This is a genomic window from Flavobacterium sp. (assembly GCF_027533505.1).
Lineage (GTDB): Bacteria > Bacteroidota > Bacteroidia > Flavobacteriales > Flavobacteriaceae > Flavobacterium.
In genome coordinates this window covers 1-20731 of sequence record NZ_JAPZUB010000037.1, presented here as the reverse complement: position 1 = coordinate 20731, position 20731 = coordinate 1, and the positions used below count along the sequence as shown (strand labels likewise).

The 20731-nt window shown below is 42.4% G+C and carries 21 protein-coding genes; 11 read left to right on the top strand and 10 right to left on the bottom strand.

Annotated elements, in window-relative coordinates; all coding sequences use genetic code 11:
* Positions 1-7: 7 nt before the first annotated feature.
* Positions 8-535, bottom strand: a complete 528-nt coding sequence (locus O9316_RS08405; protein ID WP_298203446.1) for a methyltransferase — start codon at positions 533-535, stop codon at positions 8-10.
* A 291-nt stretch (positions 536-826) separates the two neighbouring features.
* A complete protein-coding gene (locus O9316_RS08400) occupies positions 827-1885 on the bottom strand; it encodes a 3-oxoacyl-ACP synthase III family protein (RefSeq protein ID WP_298203445.1) in 1059 nt (352 codons plus the stop codon).
* 175 nt (positions 1886-2060) lie between these two features.
* On the opposite strand from O9316_RS08400, the gene O9316_RS08395 reads away from it, so the two are divergent.
* Positions 2061-5927 carry a T9SS type A sorting domain-containing protein gene (locus tag O9316_RS08395; protein ID WP_298203444.1) on the top strand — a complete coding sequence of 1289 codons (3867 nt, stop codon included), beginning with the start codon at positions 2061-2063 and terminating at the stop codon, positions 5925-5927.
* Between the two features lie 39 nt (positions 5928-5966).
* On the opposite strand, the gene O9316_RS08390 is transcribed toward O9316_RS08395, so the two are convergent.
* The 5 genes from O9316_RS08390 to O9316_RS08370 are packed head-to-tail and all read right to left on the bottom strand — an operon-like array spanning position 5967 to position 8902.
* On the bottom strand, positions 5967-6350 hold the full coding sequence (locus tag O9316_RS08390) for a group III truncated hemoglobin (RefSeq protein WP_298203443.1): 384 nt from the start codon (positions 6348-6350) through the stop codon (positions 5967-5969).
* Positions 6351-6391: 41 nt separating this feature from the next.
* Positions 6392-7456 carry an ACR3 family arsenite efflux transporter gene (gene arsB / locus O9316_RS08385; protein ID WP_298203442.1) on the bottom strand — a complete coding sequence of 355 codons (1065 nt, stop codon included), beginning with the start codon at positions 7454-7456 and terminating at the stop codon, positions 6392-6394.
* Positions 7453-8082, bottom strand: a complete 630-nt coding sequence (locus O9316_RS08380; RefSeq protein ID WP_298203441.1) for a protein-tyrosine-phosphatase — start codon at positions 8080-8082, stop codon at positions 7453-7455. The genes arsB and O9316_RS08380 overlap by 4 nt, the downstream gene beginning before the upstream one ends.
* Before the next feature lie 11 nt (positions 8083-8093).
* Complete coding sequence (locus O9316_RS08375) at positions 8094-8555, bottom strand: DUF6428 family protein (protein ID WP_298203440.1); 462 nt, start codon at positions 8553-8555, stop codon at positions 8094-8096.
* Between the two features lie 17 nt (positions 8556-8572).
* Positions 8573-8902 carry a metalloregulator ArsR/SmtB family transcription factor gene (locus tag O9316_RS08370; protein ID WP_298203439.1) on the bottom strand — a complete coding sequence of 110 codons (330 nt, stop codon included), beginning with the start codon at positions 8900-8902 and terminating at the stop codon, positions 8573-8575.
* A gap of 228 nt (positions 8903-9130) precedes the next feature.
* Between O9316_RS08370 and O9316_RS08365 the strand changes: the two genes are divergently transcribed.
* Positions 9131-9514 (top strand): hypothetical protein, encoded by a 384-nt coding sequence (locus tag O9316_RS08365; RefSeq protein WP_298203438.1) that lies wholly within the window; start codon positions 9131-9133, stop codon positions 9512-9514.
* Between the two features lie 58 nt (positions 9515-9572).
* On the opposite strand, the gene O9316_RS08360 is transcribed toward O9316_RS08365, so the two are convergent.
* The gene (locus tag O9316_RS08360) at positions 9573-10214 is read right to left on the bottom strand and encodes a DUF6266 family protein (protein ID WP_298203437.1); all 642 of its coding nucleotides are present in this window, start codon (positions 10212-10214) and stop codon (positions 9573-9575) included.
* 418 nt (positions 10215-10632) lie between these two features.
* Positions 10633-11739 carry a helix-turn-helix domain-containing protein gene (locus O9316_RS08355; protein WP_298203436.1) on the bottom strand — a complete coding sequence of 369 codons (1107 nt, stop codon included), beginning with the start codon at positions 11737-11739 and terminating at the stop codon, positions 10633-10635.
* Positions 11740-12113: 374 nt separating this feature from the next.
* Between O9316_RS08355 and O9316_RS08350 the strand changes: the two genes are divergently transcribed.
* From O9316_RS08350 to O9316_RS08310, 9 genes are all read left to right on the top strand, one after another.
* Positions 12114-12458 carry a hypothetical protein gene (locus tag O9316_RS08350; protein ID WP_298203435.1) on the top strand — a complete coding sequence of 115 codons (345 nt, stop codon included), beginning with the start codon at positions 12114-12116 and terminating at the stop codon, positions 12456-12458.
* A 2-nt stretch (positions 12459-12460) separates the two neighbouring features.
* Positions 12461-12889 carry a hypothetical protein gene (locus O9316_RS08345; protein WP_298203434.1) on the top strand — a complete coding sequence of 143 codons (429 nt, stop codon included), beginning with the start codon at positions 12461-12463 and terminating at the stop codon, positions 12887-12889.
* Between the two features lie 122 nt (positions 12890-13011).
* Positions 13012-13980: a 5'-nucleotidase gene (locus tag O9316_RS08340; RefSeq protein WP_298203433.1), complete on the top strand. Its 969-nt coding sequence runs from the start codon at positions 13012-13014 to the stop codon at positions 13978-13980.
* Complete coding sequence (locus tag O9316_RS08335) at positions 13977-14624, top strand: SAM-dependent DNA methyltransferase (protein ID WP_298203432.1); 648 nt, start codon at positions 13977-13979, stop codon at positions 14622-14624. Before O9316_RS08340 ends, O9316_RS08335 begins: the two co-directional genes overlap by 4 nt.
* Positions 14605-16119, top strand: coding sequence for an Eco57I restriction-modification methylase domain-containing protein (locus O9316_RS08330; RefSeq protein WP_298203431.1), 1515 nt, complete (start codon positions 14605-14607; stop codon positions 16117-16119). Before O9316_RS08335 ends, O9316_RS08330 begins: the two co-directional genes overlap by 20 nt.
* 19 nt (positions 16120-16138) lie before the next feature.
* On the top strand, positions 16139-16513 hold the full coding sequence (locus tag O9316_RS08325; RefSeq protein WP_298203430.1) for a hypothetical protein: 375 nt from the start codon (positions 16139-16141) through the stop codon (positions 16511-16513).
* Positions 16514-16640: 127 nt separating this feature from the next.
* Positions 16641-17633 (top strand): virulence RhuM family protein, encoded by a 993-nt coding sequence (locus O9316_RS08320; RefSeq protein ID WP_298203429.1) that lies wholly within the window; start codon positions 16641-16643, stop codon positions 17631-17633.
* Positions 17626-20184 (top strand): GIY-YIG nuclease family protein, encoded by a 2559-nt coding sequence (locus O9316_RS08315; protein ID WP_298203428.1) that lies wholly within the window; start codon positions 17626-17628, stop codon positions 20182-20184. The genes O9316_RS08320 and O9316_RS08315 overlap by 8 nt, the downstream gene beginning before the upstream one ends.
* Positions 20177-20455: a hypothetical protein gene (locus O9316_RS08310; protein ID WP_298203427.1), complete on the top strand. Its 279-nt coding sequence runs from the start codon at positions 20177-20179 to the stop codon at positions 20453-20455. The genes O9316_RS08315 and O9316_RS08310 overlap by 8 nt, the downstream gene beginning before the upstream one ends.
* Before the next feature lie 95 nt (positions 20456-20550).
* Here O9316_RS08310 and O9316_RS08305 read toward each other — a convergent pair.
* A partial coding sequence (locus tag O9316_RS08305) for a hypothetical protein (protein ID WP_298203426.1) occupies positions 20551-20731 on the bottom strand: 181 nt, incomplete at its 5' end.

The window sequence follows — 20731 nt, the reverse complement described above, 5'->3', positions numbered from 1 at the left end:
CTGGAAATTAAGACGTTTTTCGTTGGGCGTAGACCAAATAATACCGAGGGGTAAACCAACGGAAGAACGGACGAATCCCTATTTTTTTTACGGGATGGGTAAACTTGACGCGATCGACAATGGTGAATCCCGCTTTTTCCAACAACCAGTCCAATTGCCAATCTTCAAATTCATGGTAATGCCGGTCCCAAGGGTCGGTTTTGCTACGATAAGCGGGCGAAAACCAAAGGCGTAAGGGAATTGAAATGAGGACTTTGTCGGCTTTCACCTGTTGCAACACCGTAAACGGATTGAGTAAGTGTTCAAAAATTTCAAACGCAGTAAATACGCTATAATTCGCTTGCTGCAAAGCTGATTGGTCGAGATCGATATCTTCCCCGTGGGTATTTAGAACGGTATATCCATTATCCTCCATGATTTTGGAAAACGGATTCGGGACGCCTAAATCAAAAACGGTTTCCGTAGTTGCAATGTGTTTTTTTAAAAATTCCAACGTGATTCGGAATCGTTTGGAGGGATAGGTTTTCTCGTACATACCAAAGGGCTTCATGCAATAGAACGAAGCGGCACAAAATTATAAATAAAATTCTTAGGAATCACATTTACAAATACGCCTCAAAACAATCCGTATACGAATTCAAACCAGTGATTCGTGTATTTATGTGTGTCGCATTTACAATAAATGGGCATTTTTACAAAAAATAAACCATGCAGCTTTTTACAAAATACCGTTTGGAGATTACTTTAGTCGTGTTGTACGCTACCTTATTTGCCGCGGGATATTATTTGTGGTGCACCTAGGTTAGGGTATTTTGAGTAGGCTAGATTACATTTGATAAATGATCGCATTGATATTCATCCCTGCGCCTACCGATGCAAAAATCACGACATCGCCCGAATGCAATTCCTGATGTTCAATTTGTCCTTTGATCAATAAATCATAGAGTGTAGGTACGGTAGCCACGCTGCTATTTCCCAGTTTATGAATGCTCATGGGCATGACACCTTCCGGAGGCGATTGTTTGTATAACTTAAAAAAACGATGAATAATAGCTTCATCCATTTTCTCGTTGGCTTGATGGATCAACACTTTTTTGACTTGCGAAATAGCCACACCGCTTTTTTCCAAACAAGCGGCCATGGCTTTGGGCACATTGCTTAGGGCAAATTCATAAATTTTACGCCCGTACATTTTGATATAACGCACATCGGGGTCGTGGTTTTTGTTGAACGAATTGCCGAAATACAAATAATACGCTTCGTCATGCGCAAACGTTGCCGTTTCATGGGCCAAAATTCCACCTGACGCATTCGTTTCTTCAATAATAGTCGCGCCTGCCCCATCGGAATAAATCATCGAATCCCGGTCGTGAATATCGACTACGCGGGATAAGGTTTCGGCACCAATTACCAAACATTTTTTGGCCATGCCCGCTTTGATAAACGCATAGGCTTGAATGACGCCTTCTACCCAACCCGGACATCCAAAGAGAATGTCGTAAGCGACACATTTCGGATTCTTGATTTTTAAATCATATTTCACTCGCGTTGCCAAACTGGGCAAAATATCCGTCTGAATGGCGCCTTTCTTGACGTTGCCAAAATTGTGTGCAAAGATGATGTAATCCAAGCTTTCAGGATCGATACCCGCATCGGCAATAGCGCGTTGGGCCGCGATAGTCGCAATATCAGAAGTGAGTAAATCATCGGAGGCATACCGCCGTTCTTGAATGCCTGTTATTTCCAAAAATTTCTCTGCAACGACTTCATTCGAGTAGGGAAAAGGCGTTCCGTCTTCATTGAGAAATTGGTGGCGGGCGAAGTCCAAGTTGGTGACCGTTTCCGTTGGGATGTAACTTCCCGATCCGGTGATTTTTATCGACATTTTCTTTTTTTTAGCACTCGAAAATACAAAATGAATCGGAGTTCTAACCAAAGATGTTATCCTTTCTCTATAAAATTATTAAATTAAAAATTTTTATACCCCCTATTAACATTTTACCTAAAATCAGGGGGTTAAATCTTACAGAGTTGCATTATTTTTGTCAAAAATTGAAAAAATGGAAAGAAAATTACGCTTACTTTTTGTACTCTTTACGGGTATCCTAAGCGGTTGGTCACAAAACGATGAATGTGCCAACGCAATTGAACTTACGCCTGCCAATACCTGTAATGCCGTTTCGGGTTCGTTTAACGGTGCCACCCGCACTACACCCCAACCCACCTGTGCCTCTACGGCTTCGCAAGATGTATGGTACCGCTTTACCGCAACACAGGCTACTATGAGTGTTACGGTGGTTCCTGCTGGAGGACTCAATGTCGCTTTTGAAGTTTTGGAAGGCAGTTGTACGGGAACCTCAGTAGTGTGTATTGGACAGTTTGGGGGCGGCTCAACCGAATCCTATTTTGGAAATATATTCACTCCAGGTACACCCTATTTTATACGCGTGATGAATGCAAGTAGTGGAACCTCCACCGCAGGATTTACCGTTTGTGTGCAACAGTTTGCGCCCTCCGCCAACGACGAATGTGCCAATGCGGTCACGCTCACACCCGCACTAACTTGTAACGCCACCTCAGGCACGTTCAGCGGATCGAGTCGCACGACCGCGGCGCCGGCTTGTGCTACTACCGCTTCTCAGGATGTGTGGTACCGCTTTGTGGCGACCGACCCCACCATGAGTGTGACCGTAGTGCCTAACGGGAATGTCAACGTCGCTTTCGATGTCTTGGACGGGAGTTGTACCGGAACCTCAGTGGCGTGTATCGGTCAGTTTGGGGGCGGTTCAACCGAATCTTATTTCAACAACAACTTCGTGGTAGGCAATACCTATTTTGTACGGGTTCTCAATGCGAGTGCCGGTTTGGCTACGAATGCGTTTACGATTTGTGTTCAAAATTATCCCACACCCGCCAACGACGAATGTGCCAATGCGGTCACGCTCACACCCGCATTAACCTGTAACGCCACCTCGGGCACGTTCAGCGGATCGAGTCGCACGACCACCGCGCCGGCTTGTGCTACTACCGCTTCTCAGGATGTATGGTACCGCTTTGTAGCGACCGACCCTACCATGAGTGTGACGGTTGTTCCTAACGGGAATGTCAACGTCGCTTTCGATGTGTTAGATAGCAGCTGTACCGGAACCTCAGTGGCCTGTATCAGTCAGTTTGGATCAGGCTCAACCGAATCCTATTTCAACAATAACTTCGTGGTAGGCAATACCTATTTTGTACGGGTACTCAATGCGAGTGCCGGTTTGGCTACGAATGCGTTTACGATTTGTGTTCAAAATTATCCCACACCCGCCAACGACGAATGCGCCAATGCGGTCACGCTCACGCCCGCATTAACCTGTAACGCCACCTCGGGCACGTTCAGCGGATCAAGTCGTACCACCCCGGCGCCAACCTGTGCCTCAGCCTCCAATCAAGATGTGTGGTACAGCTTTACCGCCACCGACAGCAGCAACCGCATTACGGTAGTACCGCTTAATAATTTGAATGTTGCGTTTGAAGTGTATTCCGGCAGTTGTACAGGTACTGTATTTTCTTGTATCGGTCAATTTGGTGCCGGTTCGACAGAAACCTTGTTGGCGAGTAATTTTGTAGTGGGTACAACCTATTACATCCGGGTGTTGCATTCGAGTGCCTCATTGGTCACGGGCGGTTTTACCATCTGCGTGCAAAACATTCCCACGCAACCCAACGATTTGTGTGCCAATGCGATTACTTTAACGCCGTCTCCAACCTGTAACGCCACTTCAGGAGCTTTCAACGGGGCAACCCTTTCTACTGCGGCTCCAGCCTGTGCCAACACCGCTTCGCAGGATGTGTGGTACCAATTTACCGCCACCGATCCAACCATGAGTGTATCGGTAGGACCCAATAGTAGTTTGAATGTTGGATTCGAAATTTTCGCAGGGTCGTGCACAGGGACATCCATCGCTTGTGTGAGTCAAACGAGTACTGGGGTTTCTGAGTTTTTTGTGAATTCCAATTTTGTAGTGGGGACCACCTATTTTGTACGGGTATTCAATGTTAGTGCGGCCCTATCTACACTTAATTTTGTCATCTGTGTTCAAAATTATCCGCAACCGGCCAACGATGCCTGTGCGAACGCCCAAGTGCTGACGCCATCAAACCTTTGTAATCCAACTTCAGGAACGATGAGCGGTGCCTTGTTTAGCGGACCTGCAGCAGCGTGTGTTCCCACGAGTCCGCATGATGTGTGGTACCAATTTACGGCTACCGATCCAACGATGGGCATTACAGTAACGCCTTTAAACAATTTGAATGTCGCTTTTGAAGTCTACAGCGGAAGTTGTACGGGAACGCTTTTGGGGTGTTTTAATAACGGCGGCTCCGGAGCAACCGAAACCTTTTTAAACAGTACGTTTGAGGTAGGCAGCGTGTATTATGTGCGAGTGCTCTCGGCTACAGCGCAAATCAATACCGCTGGATTTACCATTTGTATTCAAAATTATCCAACGCCAGCAAATAATACCTGTGCCAATGCTTTGGTATTAACTCCTGCCGAAACCTGTGTGGCAACCTCCGCTACTTTTGCAGGCAGTACCTTAAACGGAGGAGTGTCGACGTGTGCCCCCAATGCAGGGCAAGATTTATGGTTCCAGTTTACCGCAACGGCGCCTACAATGAGTGTGTCGGTCGGACCCAGTACGAACTTGAATGTGGCGTTTGAAATCTATTCCAATTCGTGTACAGGCACATTAGTAGCGTGTCAAAATCAAACGGGATCGAGTGTTTCCGAGTTTTATGTCGACACCAATTTTGTCGTCGGAACCACCTATTACGTCCGTGTACTGAACACTACAGCGAGCTTGTCTACGTTGGGCTTTGTCATTTGTGTTCAAAATTACCCGCAACCGGCCAACGATGCCTGTGCCAATGCTCAAGTGCTTACTTCAAGTACAAGCTGCGCATTAACCACGGGAACGTTTAACGGGGCTACAGCTACTGGCGCTATTCCGAGTTGTGTAACGTCCTCTATTCAAGATGTGTGGTATCAATTTACCGCTACCCAAGCGACCACCAGTATTACGGTAAACCCAGGTAATAACTTTAATGTTGTCCTAGAAGTTTTTGAGGGAAGTTGTACGGGAACGGCCATCGCGTGTATCAATACTGTTGGGAATGGCGCTTCTGAAGTGTATTTAAACAACAATTTTGTGCCGGGTAACGTATACTTTGTTCGGGTGGCGTCGGCAACCAACGGGGTAATCACCAGTACATTTACCATTTGTGTACAAGGTTTCCCACAACCTGCCAACGATGCGTGTGCCAATGCAACGCCAATCACACCTTCTAATGCCTGTAACGGTCCCGTGGTATCCTTAGCGGGAGCGACGATTGAAGCCCCAGCGCCTACTTGTGCGGCTACCGCTTCTCAAGATGTGTGGTATTCGTTTGTGGCCCCCTTATCGTCCATGACGGTTCAAATCTCGGGAGGTACAGGCGTCAATCACGGCTTTCAAGTATATGAAACATCTTGTTCGGGTAGCGTGATTAATTGCATGAGTCAAGCGGGAACCAGTGCCACCGAGATTGTGAATTTGAACAATTTGACGGTGGGCGCTACCTATTTGATTCGGGTGTTTAATGTGAATGCGGCACTGACTACGGCGGCTAACTTTGTGGTTTGTGTTTATAATAATGCTTTGACTGTTGGTGAAATAGCGCTTGCTGATTTGCGTTTGTTCCCCAATCCGGTGCAAACGGAGTTGACGTGGACAGCGCCTGTCGATTTTAGTGCGTATACAATTGTCAATGCATTAGGGCAAACGGTACGACAAGGTACGTTAACAGGGGCTTCGTTGGATGTGGCCGACTTACCCCAAGGAACCTATTGGATTCGGTTAAGTGATACTACGCAATCGGTAGTGCGTCCTTTTGTGAAAAAGTAAACCGTATCGGTTCTTTATAAAAAAAGAGGGTAGTGAACGCTATCCTCTTTTTTGTTTGATTTTGATTTGCATGATGGTCGATAAATTGTGCGCCATGTTTTTCATTCGCTCACAATTAAACCCTTCAAAGTTTTCGTTGATAGCCGCTTCAAAATGCTCCAGCCAAAGATCAAAATGCTCCTTGGTTAAGGCCGAAAGGGTGTCGACCTCCATGTGGATTTGGGTGAGATTGTTGACATAACCCCCCGTACCAAGCAAAGCCTGCGACCAAAAGCGCACCAGGATTTGTAAATGTTCCTCTAGTTTTTCATGAACCGGAATAACTTCAGTGAAAATATAACTGATGCGTTCATCAGCGAAAAGTTTTTTATAGAATTCAGAGACAATGCGGTAAATGTCCTCTTGATTTTGTAAGTCGGTCATGAGCATTTATTTTATTGCAACAAATATAGTGAACCCGCTCCTTATGGAGTTCCTCCTTTTTTTCGAAACCAAAAGGCGAGTTGAACCAAGGCGATTAACGCGGGAACTTCAACCAAAGGTCCGATGACACCCGCAAAAGCTTCCCCACTGTGTAACCCAAATACGCCGATGGCCACAGCAATGGCCAACTCAAAATTGTTGCCTGTTGCCGTAAAAGCGACCGCAGTCGATTGGGCATAGTTGGCACCAAAGTAACGGCCCAAGATAAAACTAAGCACAAACATCATCGCAAAATAGAGTACCAAAGGAATGGCAATTCGCACCACATCCCATGGGATTTCAAGAATAAGTTGCCCTTTTAAACTAAACATCAATACAATCGTAGCCAACAACGCCACCAAAGTAAAAGGGGATACAAACGGAACAAATCGTTCTTGGAACCATGCTTCTCCTTTGAGATGGATTAGAAGATAGCGGGAGGTTATGCCCAACAGAAAAGGAATTCCCAAATAAATACCGACACTTTCGGCGATGATACCGATTGATAAATCGACTTCAATTCCCGGTAATCCAAAATAAGGAGGTAAAACGCCCAAAAATAGATACGCATAAACGCTGTAAAAAAGTACTTGGAAGATACTGTTTAAGGCAATGAGACCGGCGCCGTACTCGCGGTCACCCTCGGCCAAATCATTCCAAACCACCACCATAGCAATACATCGGGCCAAGCCGATTAAAATCAATCCATTGCGGTATTCGGGATAATCGGGCAATAACAACAAGGCCAACGCAAACATCAGAAGAGGTCCCACGATCCAATTTAGAAACAAGGAAGCCGTAAGGACTTTGGTGTTTTTAAAAACGGGTTTCATTTTACTGTAATTCACTTTGGCAAGCGGCGGATACATCATAAGAATCAAGCCGATAGCCAACGGAATATTGGTTGTGCCGTGGGATAAGTTTTGAATATCCTCACTCACCGAGGGGTAAAAATGCCCTAAACCGACTCCAAGCGCCATCGCTAAAAAGATCCAAAGCGTAAGGTAACGGTCTAAAAAGGACAGCCGTTTTCGGTTGACTACAGGGGTACAATTTTGAGCACTCATGGTTGATGGGGTTGTAGTTGTGCCATCACATACATCATTTCTGTCGCAATTTGTCGGCACCGCTCGGCATATACGGCTGCTTGTTCCGGCGTTCCGTCGGCGATTTTCGGATCGTTATAGCGCAGTGGAAAACGGGCCTTCGCGCCAAGAACAATCGGGCAACCTTCATCGGCACTTGAACAAGTCATTAACGCAATAAAGTCCGATTGGGGGTTGAACGGATGTTCGTAGACTTTTGAAAACCCAAGGATAGGCAGGGTGTTTGGCCCCGTGCGAAGGGCGTAAATCGGATTCTCGCCTGTGGCCAAGGTTTGATACTGTATCCCTGCGGCATGAAGCGTTTCGAGAATCGCGGGGTAAAGGGTTGTTGCTTCCGTGCCGCCCGAATAGGCAGTGAGCGGAATGCCATAATAATCGGCGGCGGCTTGGGCCCACACTTGCGTGAGGTGACTGCGTCGCGAATTGTGGGTACAAATGCAATTCCATACAAGCGATTGTCCCGCTGCCAATGCCTCACGTCCATACTCGATTACGGGTTCCAATAACGCCAGCCGTTCAAGGGGTATACGCGCAACATCACTCGCTTCGAGGTAATGGCGCAGTGCAGGAAAGAGTTCGTTTTTCATACGTTAGAAAATTAACAACAACCGCCCCCAGGAGTACAGGTTGCTGTGGTGGTTGTATTTTTTTGAGGCATTTGCGCCTCAGGAATACCGCAATGATCTTTGGCTAAACAATCGGTGAATTTGGGTTCGAAGCAAAAAATACCCTTTTCGAATGACAAGCCATACCGACTGATGGTGGTGTCTTGGTATTCGACTTCAATCTCCAAATCGTCCTCTTGGTACAAGGGTTCGGCCATTTTTAAAATGCGAATTAACTTATCAGGCGATAATCGATGATCGGTATCGTGGGCGACCCAAACTTGTAATGTGAGGTTTTTGGTCGTTCGAAAAGTCCCTCCACAATCGATAAAACGCTTGGTGGTAAGACCGGCTTCCGTAATGTGGAAATGTGCTGGAACCTTTTGTCCGTTGGGCAATTGGAAATGCATTTCGGAGAGTCTTTCCAAATGACTCATGAAGGTAGAAAGTTTCATTGCGTATGATTTTTGGGTTAACAACATTGATTTTTGTCCTGAAGTCGGGCGGCAAATTGGTTGAAATAGGTTTGCAACTGCGCCATCCCTTTTTCATCAATACAATAGCAAATCGCGGTGCCCTCGACGGTACCTTTGATGAGTCCGGCGTTTTTCAACTCTTTTAGATGTTGTGAAATCGTCGGTTGGGATAAAGGCAATTCATTGACGATATCGCCACAAATGCAGGAATTAACTTCGCACAAATACTCCATGATGGCTATGCGAGCCGGATGTGCTAAGGCTTTTAGTTGTACTGCTATCGCATTTTGTGCTTCAGTAAAATGCTCTGTTTTGGTTACGCCCATTTTTGTATTTAATTATATTGCAATATTACGATAAATAAAGCCGCGACCCATGTTTTTTTTTATTCTTTTTTTAAAAAATGAAAAAAAGGAACCCCGTTTCAAAGACCGTTTGGCTCCGAAATTACGGCTTCAATCCTGCAATACGTAACGCGGCAGTGTGGGTTTTACATCCTGTTGAAAGCCCTCCAACGGGTTTCTTTTTTTGGGGTGAAGTTGTATCTTTACGGGATGAACATTCTTTACAATCAAAGCCATCTGCAACGCAATTTATTTCTCGGAGTCGGGTATGTAGCGCTTGGGACCTATACTTTTTTTTCAGACGGCAGTCCCTTTCTAGCGGGTTTGTCGGGTATAGGGGTGCTGTATATTGGGCAATATTTTTACATCAAAAATAGGGTGTGGCTAGAACTTCACCCGGACACCATTACGTACCACGGATTTTTCAAAAAGAAAATCATCCCCCACGAAGACATCCAATCGCTAACCTACTTTGCCGGCGATTATACCCTCAAAGCAAAACACATGACTGTGGTGATTGATAAGAATCGGGTGGAGCCCTCGCAACTGGAAGCCTTGAAAAATTACTTTGAGACGATAAACCCTTCGGTGTAGAGCATAAAAAAACCCGAGCTGAAGCATCAACTCGGGTCGTTTTTAACAGGCCGTGGTATTAACTCACGGTAATCGGAGGAAGGTAAGCGCTTGTGGCACTATCGGCACCCCCGTTGGCAGTAAAAGTGATCCAGCAGTGCACGGTTTCCCCAGCGAAGGCGGTGGGGAGGGTCACCGTTGCGGTCAAAGCGCTGCGCGATGCGGCCAACAAATTGGTGTAATACCCTTTGGATGTGGGTGCAAATACTACGATGACCACGCTGTCGGTTCCCTGGCCACCGCCTTGATTGGCATTGTCCTCCCACGAAAACTGCAATTGGTTGTTGCCCAAGGCAGTCACCTCTGGATTCAACACCCCCAATAGACTACCGCTTCCGATCAATACTTTGGGGTAGTCAATAGTTACGGTGTTCCCCACGACTTGAAGGGCTTCTCGCATGTGATACGATAACGCCTGATTCAATCGGGTGTTTTTCCCGTCTTTACGGCCAAAACATTGGCGCAATACGGGGTACATCGGACGGAGAAAATCCGTTGCCGTTTCAAACTTTTCCCGTTGCAACAACTGCTCGGCTGTCGCTGGACGGTTTGTTTTTTTGGGTAAAGACCGCATATAGTCTTTACCGCGCCATGTAGCCCCGATAACGGTGCCAACTTTTCCTGAAAAAGGGCCTAAAATCCCCTTGTTGTAAGTACCCATAATGTAAAAATTTAAGTTAAACAATACTGATACGAAGCGCATGGGTAGTGCGGTATCGTGACCCAAAACTAGAACGGGTTTTTGACTCCATCACGCCCCTGTCCAGCAAAGTCCGGTATTGTCCGCTTTTGTCCGCTCTTGACCGGATGCCCTGTCCTGTTGCTGTTTTTACGGAAAAAGGGGGGTGTTTTTCCGACCTTGTTCGGACTTTCTTCGGAGCTTGTTCGGTACGCCTTCGGTAAAAAGGGTACTTTGCCGAACAAATCCCGAACAAGTCCCGAACAAGTCCCGAACAAATTGCCTTTTTTTAGACCAAAAACCCTGCGATTGGGTCTAAAAAAAAGACCCCAATGCTTCAGCGTGCATTTTGGGGTCTTTGAAGATGTAAAATAAAGTGAAAAAGGGATGTAATGCTATATTACCGTCGCTGATGGATGGGGTGGTATTTATCGTCCAACTGCTGTTGCAGTAGTTCTTGGACAGCTTGCTTGGGGTAGTAGATTTTTCCGCCAATATTGATAAATGGGAGGTACCCTTTTTTCCGCCAACGGTAGAGTGTTTTCTCCCCAATTTTAAAATGCATTAGCATATCGGCACTGTCCCAATAGTCGGCTGTAAGGTGTTGCGATGTGGGCGCCGTAGCGATTGGTGCTTCTTCGGGGGTGAGGGGAGGGGTATTGTTTTCTTGCGGAGTATTTTTTTTGCGCTGCGACTTTCGGTAAAAGGCGTACCCGCCAAGGGAGAGTCCCCCTATAACGATCCCTGTCCACAGTCCCCAGTGGGATTGGGTTGTTTGGGCATAGTATTGACTAACGGTTTCGGGTGAAAAATACCGTGCGGGTAAGGATTGCGCTTTTGGAAAATGCTTTGTGAGATAGGTATCGGCAGCATAGAGTTCGGCCACACGCGTGGCGTATTCGGGATGGTCTTTGGGGGTGTTTTGCAGTCGCACTTCAAAAGCTTCGCGGTAAATGGGGAGCGTTTTGGGGTGGTGCGCGGTAGGGAGTGTAAGCGCAGTATAATGCGGAAGGGCGGCTTGATCTTGCCCTTGGGCTTCCCAACATTTGGCAAGAAAATAGTGGGCTAAACGCATGGCCTCTGTGTTCTTTAGGGCTTTAAACTGCCGTAGGGCAGCCTCGAGTCGTAGTCGCGCTGTGGAATACCGCTGTGCCATAAGTTCGTTGATGCCCAATACGAGATACCCTTGGGCTTGCTGCAAAGGGGTACCTTTTTGTGTTAAGCGCTCCATGTTTTGCAACACGGTAATGGCGGCTGCTTCAGCGTTGCCGGTATGGTATTGGCAAAGTATCGTAAGCACCACTTCGTCAAGGGAGGGAGTAGGGGTGGTTGAGGTGGGTTGCAGTACGTTTAGCGCTTCGGTAAAACGGGCATTTTGATAGAGCGTTATTACTTTTTGCTTGTTTTGTTTGATGGGTTGGGAGGGGGATTGTGCGAGGCTAGCGCTAACCCAAAGTACCGCAAGCATAAAGCGGCACCCGCGAGTGAGGGATACTACTGTTTTCATGGTTCGAAAGGTTTACTACGAATGTAGCAAATGCGTTGAAAAATAAGCTTCACAAAGGTGTGCAATAAGTGTGCAATTTTTTGCGCATTTTTCACGGCTTAGCACCCGATTGGACAACCGTGAAAGGGGTTTCCCACCAAGGCTACGCAAGGTTTTATTCCATAAAAAACTCCCCGCCGATTCCCCAACACCGCTCCTATCCCCACGGCTCGCGACGCTACAAAGAAAGGGGTAGGAAGTTTCGTGAAAAAATACTATTTTTAGCCTTCGGAATGTAAGGGTAGGTATAGGCCTGAGGATTGGAGAAGAATTTTTGAAGCGGCTCGATAAAAAAAGTTTTAAGACAGATAAACAGGAATTTTAAAATGGTTAAAATGGATTACTCAAATTATGTTATTTTAAACTTTGATCTAGGTATAAGAGGGGAATATGACAGTTTATACATTTTTTTAGATACCTACAAGGCAAAAGATTGTGGTAACTCAAATTGTTTTTTTGAATATAATTTTCATGGAACTGATTTAGACTATGATGATAAGTTTAAACAATTAAAAGATGATTTAGAAGATAAAATTTCAATTAGTAAGAATGACAGAATTTATGTAATTGTTCATAATGAGGCTGGAAAACCTCGTGGTAAATTTTTATTTGGACAAAGAAAAACTCCAATTTGGGATGGTTATGCTCCAAAAGTTGATGTTGATACTTTACCATTTTAAACATGAAAACAATATTACTTGATACTGGTTATTGGATAGCTTTGTTTAGTTCTGATAAAGAATTAGAAAAACAAGATACAGTTGAATACGTTACAAAATTAATTGACGAAAATAATTACAAAGTAATTATACCTTTTCCAACATTGTATGAGTTTTTAAATTCAAAACTTTCTCGAAAAGTTAAACAAAAATTCAATTTAGAAACGGAATTATCAAAACAGAAATATGAAAAGATATACGACAATGATTATAGAGATAAAGCTTTAAAAAAATTCATATATCAGTTTTCATTTACAAACAGCGACATTAGTTTGGTTGACGAGGTTATTAAAGAAATGATAGAGGATAAAAATCTTAAAACTGATATAATAGTGACATTTGACGAAAGCCTAAAGAATTTTGCAAGGTCTATGAATGTTGAAGTTGTATAATTTAGTTCTGATAAAAGCCGATTTGCTAAAAGCAGTTTTGATAAATGATGAAATTGAATGAAACAATTGAACAAAATCTTAAAAAATAAAATGAAATTTTTTAATAACATATTGGGTAATTAATGCAAATAGACTTTACAAAAATATTGGTGGTGGGAGTTTCCTCACGAGCTTTATTCAATCTTGAAGAAGAAGAGAAAATATTTAAAGAAAAAAATGTACGTGGTTTTCGAGAATATCAATTTGCTAATGAAGATAAACTACTTGAAAAGGGCACGGCCTTTCCATTGGTAGAAGCATTGCTAAAACTTAATAAGCACGTTGACTCTAAAAAACCAATCGTAGAAGTTGTAATTATGTCTAAAAATAGCCCTGAAACAGGGTTAAGAATTTTAAAATCAATACAACACTATGAACTACCAATAACACGATGGGCATTTTCAGCAGGTGAGCCCCTTGCACCATTTATTAAAGCTTTCAATATTGACTTGTTTTTGTCAAAAGACGAGAATGACGTCCAAAAAATAATCGATTCATCAAGTTGTGCAACCGCACTAGTATATGATCCACCTGCAGACTTTAAGCCTGAAACGGAAAGAGTAAAGTTTGCCTTTGACGCAGATGCCGTAGTATTTTCTGAAGAATCAGAGATTATTTATAAAACACAAAATATTGATGCCTTTCATCAACACGAAAAAGCAAATGAAAATGTTCCCTTGAATGATGGTCCATTCGCAGCATTATTAAGAAAGTTATCTGACATACAAGACCAATTACCCGTTGAAAAAGAATTGTCACCTCTTCGAATAGCGATAGTTACAGCTAGGAATTCTCCAAGTCACATGAGAGTCGTTAAAACTTTGAGGAGCTGGAATGTTTACGTTGATGAAGCATATTTTTTAGGTGGTTGGCCTAAAGCCCCTGTATTAGAAGCTATTGGTACACACATATTTTTTGATGATCAGGACAGACATTTAGTAGACTCTCAAACAAAAGTACCTTGTGGAAAAGTACTATATAAATCAGATTCCATCTTGAAAACTTTTGAAAATGAAATGATTGTAAAGTCAAAAAAAACTGTAAATCAATGAGTCAAGTAAAATCAAAAAAGCGGGTTACAGACCATGGTGAAGTGTTTACCAATCAACGTGAAGTAAACGCTATGCTTGACTTGGTAAAGCAAGAGACGGAAAGAATTGACTCCCGATTCTTAGAACCTGCTTGTGGAAATGGTAACTTTTTAGCCGAAGTATTGAGACGAAAATTAGTCGTAGTAGATGCCCGATACAGCAAAAGCCAAGTGGAATGGGAACGCTATTCTGTGATTGCAGTTTCCAGTATTTATGGAGTTGACATTTTAGAAGACAATGCCCAAGAATGCCGAGACCGTTTACTTGGTATTTATACCGATTGGTATTCCAAAGTATTCAAACAGGTTAAAAATGAATGTATTCGTTCCGTTCGGTTTTTATTGAGCAGAAACATTCTTTGGGGTGATGCCTTGGACTTTACCAATCCCGAAACCAAACAACCCATTGTGTTTTCTGAATGGAGTGCCGTAAACGGCTCTATGCTGAAACGCAGAGATTATATGTTTAAATTTTTGGTAGAAAAAACGCACCAGTTCTCCATGTTCAATGACGAAGGCAATGCAGCCGCTATTGATGAACCGGTAAAAGATTTTCCGCTTATTCATTACTTAAAACTTGGCGAAGATGATACAAACGAATTATAACCCAGATGTACTCTCCTGCCTTGCCAATCTGAGCAATGACGAAGTATTTACGCCACCGAGTTTGGTAAATGATATTTTGGACTTGCTTCCTGCCGAATTGTGGAGCAACCCTAACGCCAAGTTTTTAGACCCAGTTTCAAAAAGTGGTGTGTTTCTGCGAGAAATGGCAAAGCGATTGATGAAAGGTTTGGAAACCCAAATACCCGACAAGCAAGAACGCATTAACCACATTTTTAGCAAACAACTATACGGTATTGCAATTACCGATTTAACGGCTTTGCTTTCTCGCAGGAGTGTGTATTGCTCCAAAACAGCCAATGGCAAATACTCCATTTGCGAAACCTTTGATGATGACCAAGGAAACATACGCTACAAACGGATGAAACACACTTGGCAAAATGGAAAATGTACCTATTGCGGGGCAAGCCAAGAAGTGTACGACCGAGAAGATGCTTTGGAAACTTATGCTTACAATTTTATTCACACAGACAAACCTGAAAAAATATTCAATATGAAGTTTGACGTTATCGTTGGAAATCCACCTTATCAATTAAATGATGGTGGGGGCACAGGTTCAAGTGCAAAACCTATATACAATTTATTCATTAACCAAGCTAAAAAATTAAAGCCTAGATACCTTTCAATGATTATTCCTGCACGTTGGTATTCAGGTGGTAAAGGATTAGATGAATTCAGAAGTGAAATGCTCAAAGATAAAAGCATTAGAAAGCTTGTTGATTTCGCTGATTCAAGAGATTGTTTCCCAGGAGTAGATATTGCAGGTGGTGTTTGTTATTTTTTATGGGATAGGGACAACAAGGGAATTTGTGAAGTAGAAACAAAAAGAAAGGAAGTTGTAATTAAATCAAGTCGATTCCTTGACGAGTTTGAGACTTTTGTTAGAGATAATTTAGCTATAGACATTATACATAAGGTCAAACAAAAAAGTACTTCTTTCTTGGATTCTGTAGTTTCAAGCAGGATGCCCTTTGGTTTAGTTTCAAGTGTTAGACCAGAAAAAAAAGGAGACCTTAATTTAATCACAAGTGCAGGAAATGGAAAGATTTCATCCGACAAAGTAACAAGTGGGAAGGAATTAATTGATAACTGGAAAGTAATGTTATCCAAAGCTTCAAATGACCACGGGGGACAGCCAGATAAGGAAGGTAAAAGAAGAATTTTTTCAAGAATTGAAGTAATGCCCCCTAAAACCGTTTGTACAGAATCCTATTTAGTGGTTGGAAATTATAATTCTGAAGCAGAAGCTGAAAATATGGCAAATTTTCTTAGAACTAAATTTTGCAGATTCTTAGTTTCAACAATTCTTCTAACTCAGAATATTACTAAAGGCAAATTCATTTTTGTACCCAATCTTTCAATGCAAGAAAAGTGGGATGATGAAAAACTCTTTGCTAAGTATGAATTAATTGAAAATGAAATTGATTTCATTTCTCAATTAATACGACCTATGAATTCTAATGAAATTGATTTATAACCTTCTAAAACAAAAAATTATGTATCAAGCAAACTTTGGAACAAAGCAACAAATTTCGTTCAATTCAGAAGCAGAATATTATGAACTTCTGGGATATCTTTCAAAAAGTGATGGTTCAACTATACTTGTTTGGGAAGATAATGACCTTCAAGGTGCGTGGGCAAAAGAAGGAAGAATATTATTTTTTGAAGCACAACCAGCAGGACTTAGAGCTAATTTATTACACACAGCAGGAGTTGGCAATATTGTTTCAAGAGTAAATTGTAACGAGTTTATTTTGAACATTAGAGCAAACCACGGCTTTGTTCTAGGCGAAACGCAAAACATTCCCAACATCAGAATAACAGTTCCCCAACAGTATATCGCTGATTTTGATGCAGGTTTACAACTTTAAGAAAATCAATGGCAAATAAAGAATTCTTTCCACCCAGACCGTCCACCAATCCAACCATTTATGCGTATGAGTTGGTGAGTTTGGCTATCTTGTTAATCCAAAAATCCTGTAAATCCTGATTGAGACGATGAATGATATTTTAATCTACCAAACCGAAGACGGTAGCACTAAGATACAAGTGCAGCTCACTGACAACACCGTTTGGCTCACGCAGGCGGCTATGGTGGAGTTGTTTCAAACCACTAAGCAAAACATCAGCCTGCATATCAAAAACATCTTTCAGGAGGGCGAGCTTGAAGAAAATTCAGTTGTCAAGGAATACTTGACAACTGCAGCTGATGGCAAAAACTATCGTACCAAATACTACAACTTAGATGTTATCATCTCGGTAGGCTATCGAGTAAAATCGCTGCGAGGTACACAATTTCGTATATGGGCAACTGAACGATTGAGGGAATATCTCATCAAGGGCTTTACCATGAACGATGAACTACTTAAACAGGGCGGAGGCTATTTTGAAGAATTACTCGACCGCATTCGAGACATTCGCTCATCAGAAAAAGTGTTTTACCGAAAAGTACTGGAAATCTATGCGACCAGCATGGATTACGACCCACGGGTAAGTGTTACGCAACAGTTTTTCCAGACGGTTCAGAATAAATTGCATTGGGCAGCTCACGGACATACAGCAGCCGAAATTATCTTTGAAAGAGCCAATGCCCAGTTGCCATTTATGGGTTTAACGGCATTCAAGGGCAAGAAGCCTACAAAGCAGGAAATAGGTGTGGCAAAAAATTACTTGTCGGAAGAGGAGTTGGCTATACTCAATCGCATGGTTTCGGCTTATTTAGATATTGCCGAAATCAACGCCATGCAGCGCAAGCCTATGTATATGAAAGACTGGATTGAGGTGTTGGATGGATTTACAAAAATGAGCCGCCAAGAGGTACTTACCCATGCCGGCAAAATATCTGCAGAACTGGCTCAACAAAAAGCTTTGACCGAATACGATGCCTATAAGAGCAAAACGGCAGTCGAACTGTCAGAAGTGGAGAAACAGTTTATAGCAAGCATAGAACAAGCCGAGAAGCAATTGAAAAAATTGAAGAAAAATGAGTAAAAAAGAGTTTTTTCCACCCCGCCCGTCCACCAATCCTACTATTTATGCGTATGAGTTGGTGGGTGTGGCTACGCACAAGGGTTTGCTCAAAATCGGCTATACCGACCGAGATGCACAAATACGTATCAAAGAGCAGTTAGGCACAGCAGCCATTCCATACAAGATTGTATTTGAAGAATCGGCAATGAAGCGGGATGGCAGCTGTTTTACGGATCACGATATTCACCGTCATTTACGTAAACAAGGCTTTGCCAATCCTGAAGGCGAATGGTTCAAATGTTCATTGAATGATTTACGTAAAACCATTTGGGAAATCAAAACAGGCGAAAAAACAGAAGAAAACCGAGTGCTTTCGTTCGGTATGCGACCCGAACAAGAAGCAGCCGTTGATAAGACTATTGCCTATTTCAAGAGTTTCAAGGAGGAAAATAAAGACCGAACACCCCACTTCCTTTGGAACGCCAAAATGCGTTTCGGAAAAACCTTTGCCAGTTATCAATTGGCTAAAAAAATGGGGTGGAAAAAAGTGTTGGTGCTCACCTTCAAACCCGCTGTTGAAGATGCTTGGAAAGAAGATTTACTCTCTCATGTTGATTTTAAAGGATGGCAATTCATTTCAAAACATGCTGATGAATTATCGAGCCAAGATATTGACACCAAAAAACCTTTGGTTTGCTTTGGTTCGTTTCAAGATTTTTTAGGCAAAAACTCCAATACAGGCGGTATCAAAACCAAAAACGAATGGGTACACGCCACAGTGTGGGATTGTATCATTTTTGACGAATACCATTTTGGAGCATGGCGAGAAAACGCCAAAGACTTATTTGGAAAAGATTTAGAAGCCGAAAAAGAAATTGAAGAATACAAAAAGATTGAAAAAGAAGGGATTGCCGAAGAAGACAAAGCGGAACACTTAGAGAAGATTATCCCAATCAGTACCAATCACTATTTATATTTGTCAGGCACTCCATTTCGGGCAATTAGTTCAGGCGAATTTATAGAAGAACAAATTTTCAATTGGACCTATTCAGACGAGCAAAGAGCAAAAGAAAATTGGGACGAATCAAAAGGTCCAAATCCTTATGCAGCCTTGCCAAGAATGGTAATGCTTACTTATCAACTGCCCGATTCCATACGCCAAATTGCTATGCAAGGCGAGTTTGATGGTTTTGATTTAAACATATTCTTCTCAGCCGAGGGAGAAGGAAGAAAAGCACGTTTCAAATACGAGGATGAAGTACAAAAATGGTTGGACTTGATTAGGGGTTCATTTAGTGAAACCACTGTTGACCATTTGAAAATGGGAGCAAAAAAACCGCCTTTGCCTTTTTCACACGCACCATTACTCAAAGTATTAAATCATACTTTTTGGTTTTTGCCAACCGTTGCAGCTTGTAACGCAATGGCATTATTACTTGAAAGACGACAAAATATATTTTACCATGATTACAAAGTAGTAGTTGCAGCAGGAACACATGCAGGTATAGGAATAGAAGCATTGCCCCCAGTTTTAGACGCAATGACCGACAATCCATTGGAATCAAAAACCATTACTCTTTCGTGTGGTAAGCTCACCACGGGGGTTTCAGTAAAACCTTGGACTGGCATTTTTATGCTGCGCAATTCTTCCAGTCCTGAAACATACTTTCAAGCGGCATTCCGAGTACAAACGCCTTGGGTTATTAAAAACCCCGATAGCAAATCGCCCAACAAAGAAGAAATTCTAAAAGAAGAATGTTACGTATTTGACTTTGCTCCCGACCGAGCATTAAGACAAATTGCCGATTATAGTTGTCGACTAAATGTAAACGAATCCAACCCCGAAGCAAAAGTTGCAGAGTTTATCAACTTTCTGCCAGTATTGGCTTATGATGGAAGTTCAATGAAACAAGTGGATGCCGCAGGAATTTTGGATATGGCAATGAGTGGGACAACTGCAACGCTTTTGGCAAGACGTTGGGAAAGTGCCTTGCTCGTAAATGTGGATAACAACACACTTGCCCGATTGATGGCAAATGAAGAAGCAATGAAAGCTTTGATGAACATTGAAGGCTTCAGAAATTTGAATCAGGACATTGAAACCATTATCAATAAATCGGAAGCCGTTAAAAAAGCAAAGAAAGAAGCCAACGACAGAGAACTTACCAAGAAAGAGAAAAAAGAACTTTCAGACGAAGAAAAAGAATACAAAAGCCTTAGAAAGCAAATCCAAGAAAAACTAATCAAGTTTGCGACCCGTGTTCCTGTGTTTATGTACCTGACAGACTACCGAGAGAGAAGTCTTAAAGATGTAATCACACAATTAGAACCCGGACTTTTTAAGAAGGTAACAGGACTTTCGGTAAAAGACTTTGAATTATTGGTAAGTCTGGGCGTGTTTAATTCCGCTTTAATGAATGATGCCGTTTATAAATTCAAACGCTATGAAGATGCAAGTTTGGAATATATCGGAATCAATAGACACGAAGGACAAGATGTTGGTCTTTACGATACAGTATTGAGTAGAGAAGACTATGAAAATTCATTTGTAAACGAACCAAAGGATGGATAATATAAACCAAATGCTATTGTTAAAAGGAATTGGAAAAAGAATGCTTTGTTTGGAATCTGAATTTCTAACATTACTTCCTAATTATCCAATATTAAAAGGAAATGAATTTATTTTTACAATTGGTTGGGCAAATGCTGTAAGATATATAGATCAAGAGGTTGAATTATTGATAAAAGGTTTGCATGTATTAGAAATTCTATATAAAAATAAAACGCAATACGATTTTGGTTTTGGTAGTCTTAGTCCATCCTATAAAATTTTCAAAAATTGAAAGAGACGAATTAACCCTTAGCTATTGAATTAACTAATTCGATTGCTAGCACAGGTGGTAATTATTATATAATTAAATGAAATAGCTACGCTGTTTTACAATCTAAACCCTCCCCAAACCCCACCATCCCGTATCCCGCCAATGTTGTGGAAAGTAAGCAATTTAATCGTAATTCTCGGTGCCTTTCCCGCCAATCGAGAAATCAATGCACAACATTTACGATAGACGGTTGCTCTTTCTCGCGATGGGCAAAAAGTTTTTTTTGTATATTTGAGT

Excerpts from the sequence above, each read along its gene's own strand:
- O9316_RS08370 (WP_298203439.1), bottom strand. The coding sequence starts at position 8,902 with ATGGGCGTAACCAAAACAGAGCATTTTACTGAAGCACAAAATGCGATA.
- O9316_RS08340 (WP_298203433.1), top strand. The coding sequence starts at position 13,012 with ATGCAAATAGACTTTACAAAAATATTGGTGGTGGGAGTTTCCTCACGA.
- O9316_RS08330 (WP_298203431.1), top strand. The coding sequence starts at position 14,605 with ATGATACAAACGAATTATAACCCAGATGTACTCTCCTGCCTTGCCAAT.
- O9316_RS08320 (WP_298203429.1), top strand. The coding sequence starts at position 16,641 with ATGAATGATATTTTAATCTACCAAACCGAAGACGGTAGCACTAAGATA.
- O9316_RS08345 (WP_298203434.1), top strand. The coding sequence starts at position 12,461 with ATGAAAACAATATTACTTGATACTGGTTATTGGATAGCTTTGTTTAGT.
- O9316_RS08375 (WP_298203440.1), bottom strand. The coding sequence starts at position 8,555 with ATGAAACTTTCTACCTTCATGAGTCATTTGGAAAGACTCTCCGAAATG.
- O9316_RS08355 (WP_298203436.1), bottom strand. The coding sequence starts at position 11,739 with ATGAAAACAGTAGTATCCCTCACTCGCGGGTGCCGCTTTATGCTTGCG.
- O9316_RS08365 (WP_298203438.1), top strand. The coding sequence starts at position 9,131 with ATGAACATTCTTTACAATCAAAGCCATCTGCAACGCAATTTATTTCTC.
- O9316_RS08350 (WP_298203435.1), top strand. The coding sequence starts at position 12,114 with ATGGATTACTCAAATTATGTTATTTTAAACTTTGATCTAGGTATAAGA.
- O9316_RS08360 (WP_298203437.1), bottom strand. The coding sequence starts at position 10,214 with ATGGGTACTTACAACAAGGGGATTTTAGGCCCTTTTTCAGGAAAAGTT.
- O9316_RS08310 (WP_298203427.1), top strand. The coding sequence starts at position 20,177 with ATGGATAATATAAACCAAATGCTATTGTTAAAAGGAATTGGAAAAAGA.
- O9316_RS08400 (WP_298203445.1), bottom strand. The coding sequence starts at position 1,885 with ATGTCGATAAAAATCACCGGATCGGGAAGTTACATCCCAACGGAAACG.
- O9316_RS08335 (WP_298203432.1), top strand. The coding sequence starts at position 13,977 with ATGAGTCAAGTAAAATCAAAAAAGCGGGTTACAGACCATGGTGAAGTG.
- O9316_RS08395 (WP_298203444.1), top strand. The coding sequence starts at position 2,061 with ATGGAAAGAAAATTACGCTTACTTTTTGTACTCTTTACGGGTATCCTA.
- O9316_RS08390 (WP_298203443.1), bottom strand. The coding sequence starts at position 6,350 with ATGACCGACTTACAAAATCAAGAGGACATTTACCGCATTGTCTCTGAA.
- O9316_RS08405 (WP_298203446.1), bottom strand. The coding sequence starts at position 535 with ATGTACGAGAAAACCTATCCCTCCAAACGATTCCGAATCACGTTGGAA.
- arsB (WP_298203442.1), bottom strand. The coding sequence starts at position 7,456 with ATGAGTGCTCAAAATTGTACCCCTGTAGTCAACCGAAAACGGCTGTCC.
- O9316_RS08325 (WP_298203430.1), top strand. The coding sequence starts at position 16,139 with ATGTATCAAGCAAACTTTGGAACAAAGCAACAAATTTCGTTCAATTCA.
- O9316_RS08315 (WP_298203428.1), top strand. The coding sequence starts at position 17,626 with ATGAGTAAAAAAGAGTTTTTTCCACCCCGCCCGTCCACCAATCCTACT.
- O9316_RS08380 (WP_298203441.1), bottom strand. The coding sequence starts at position 8,082 with ATGAAAAACGAACTCTTTCCTGCACTGCGCCATTACCTCGAAGCGAGT.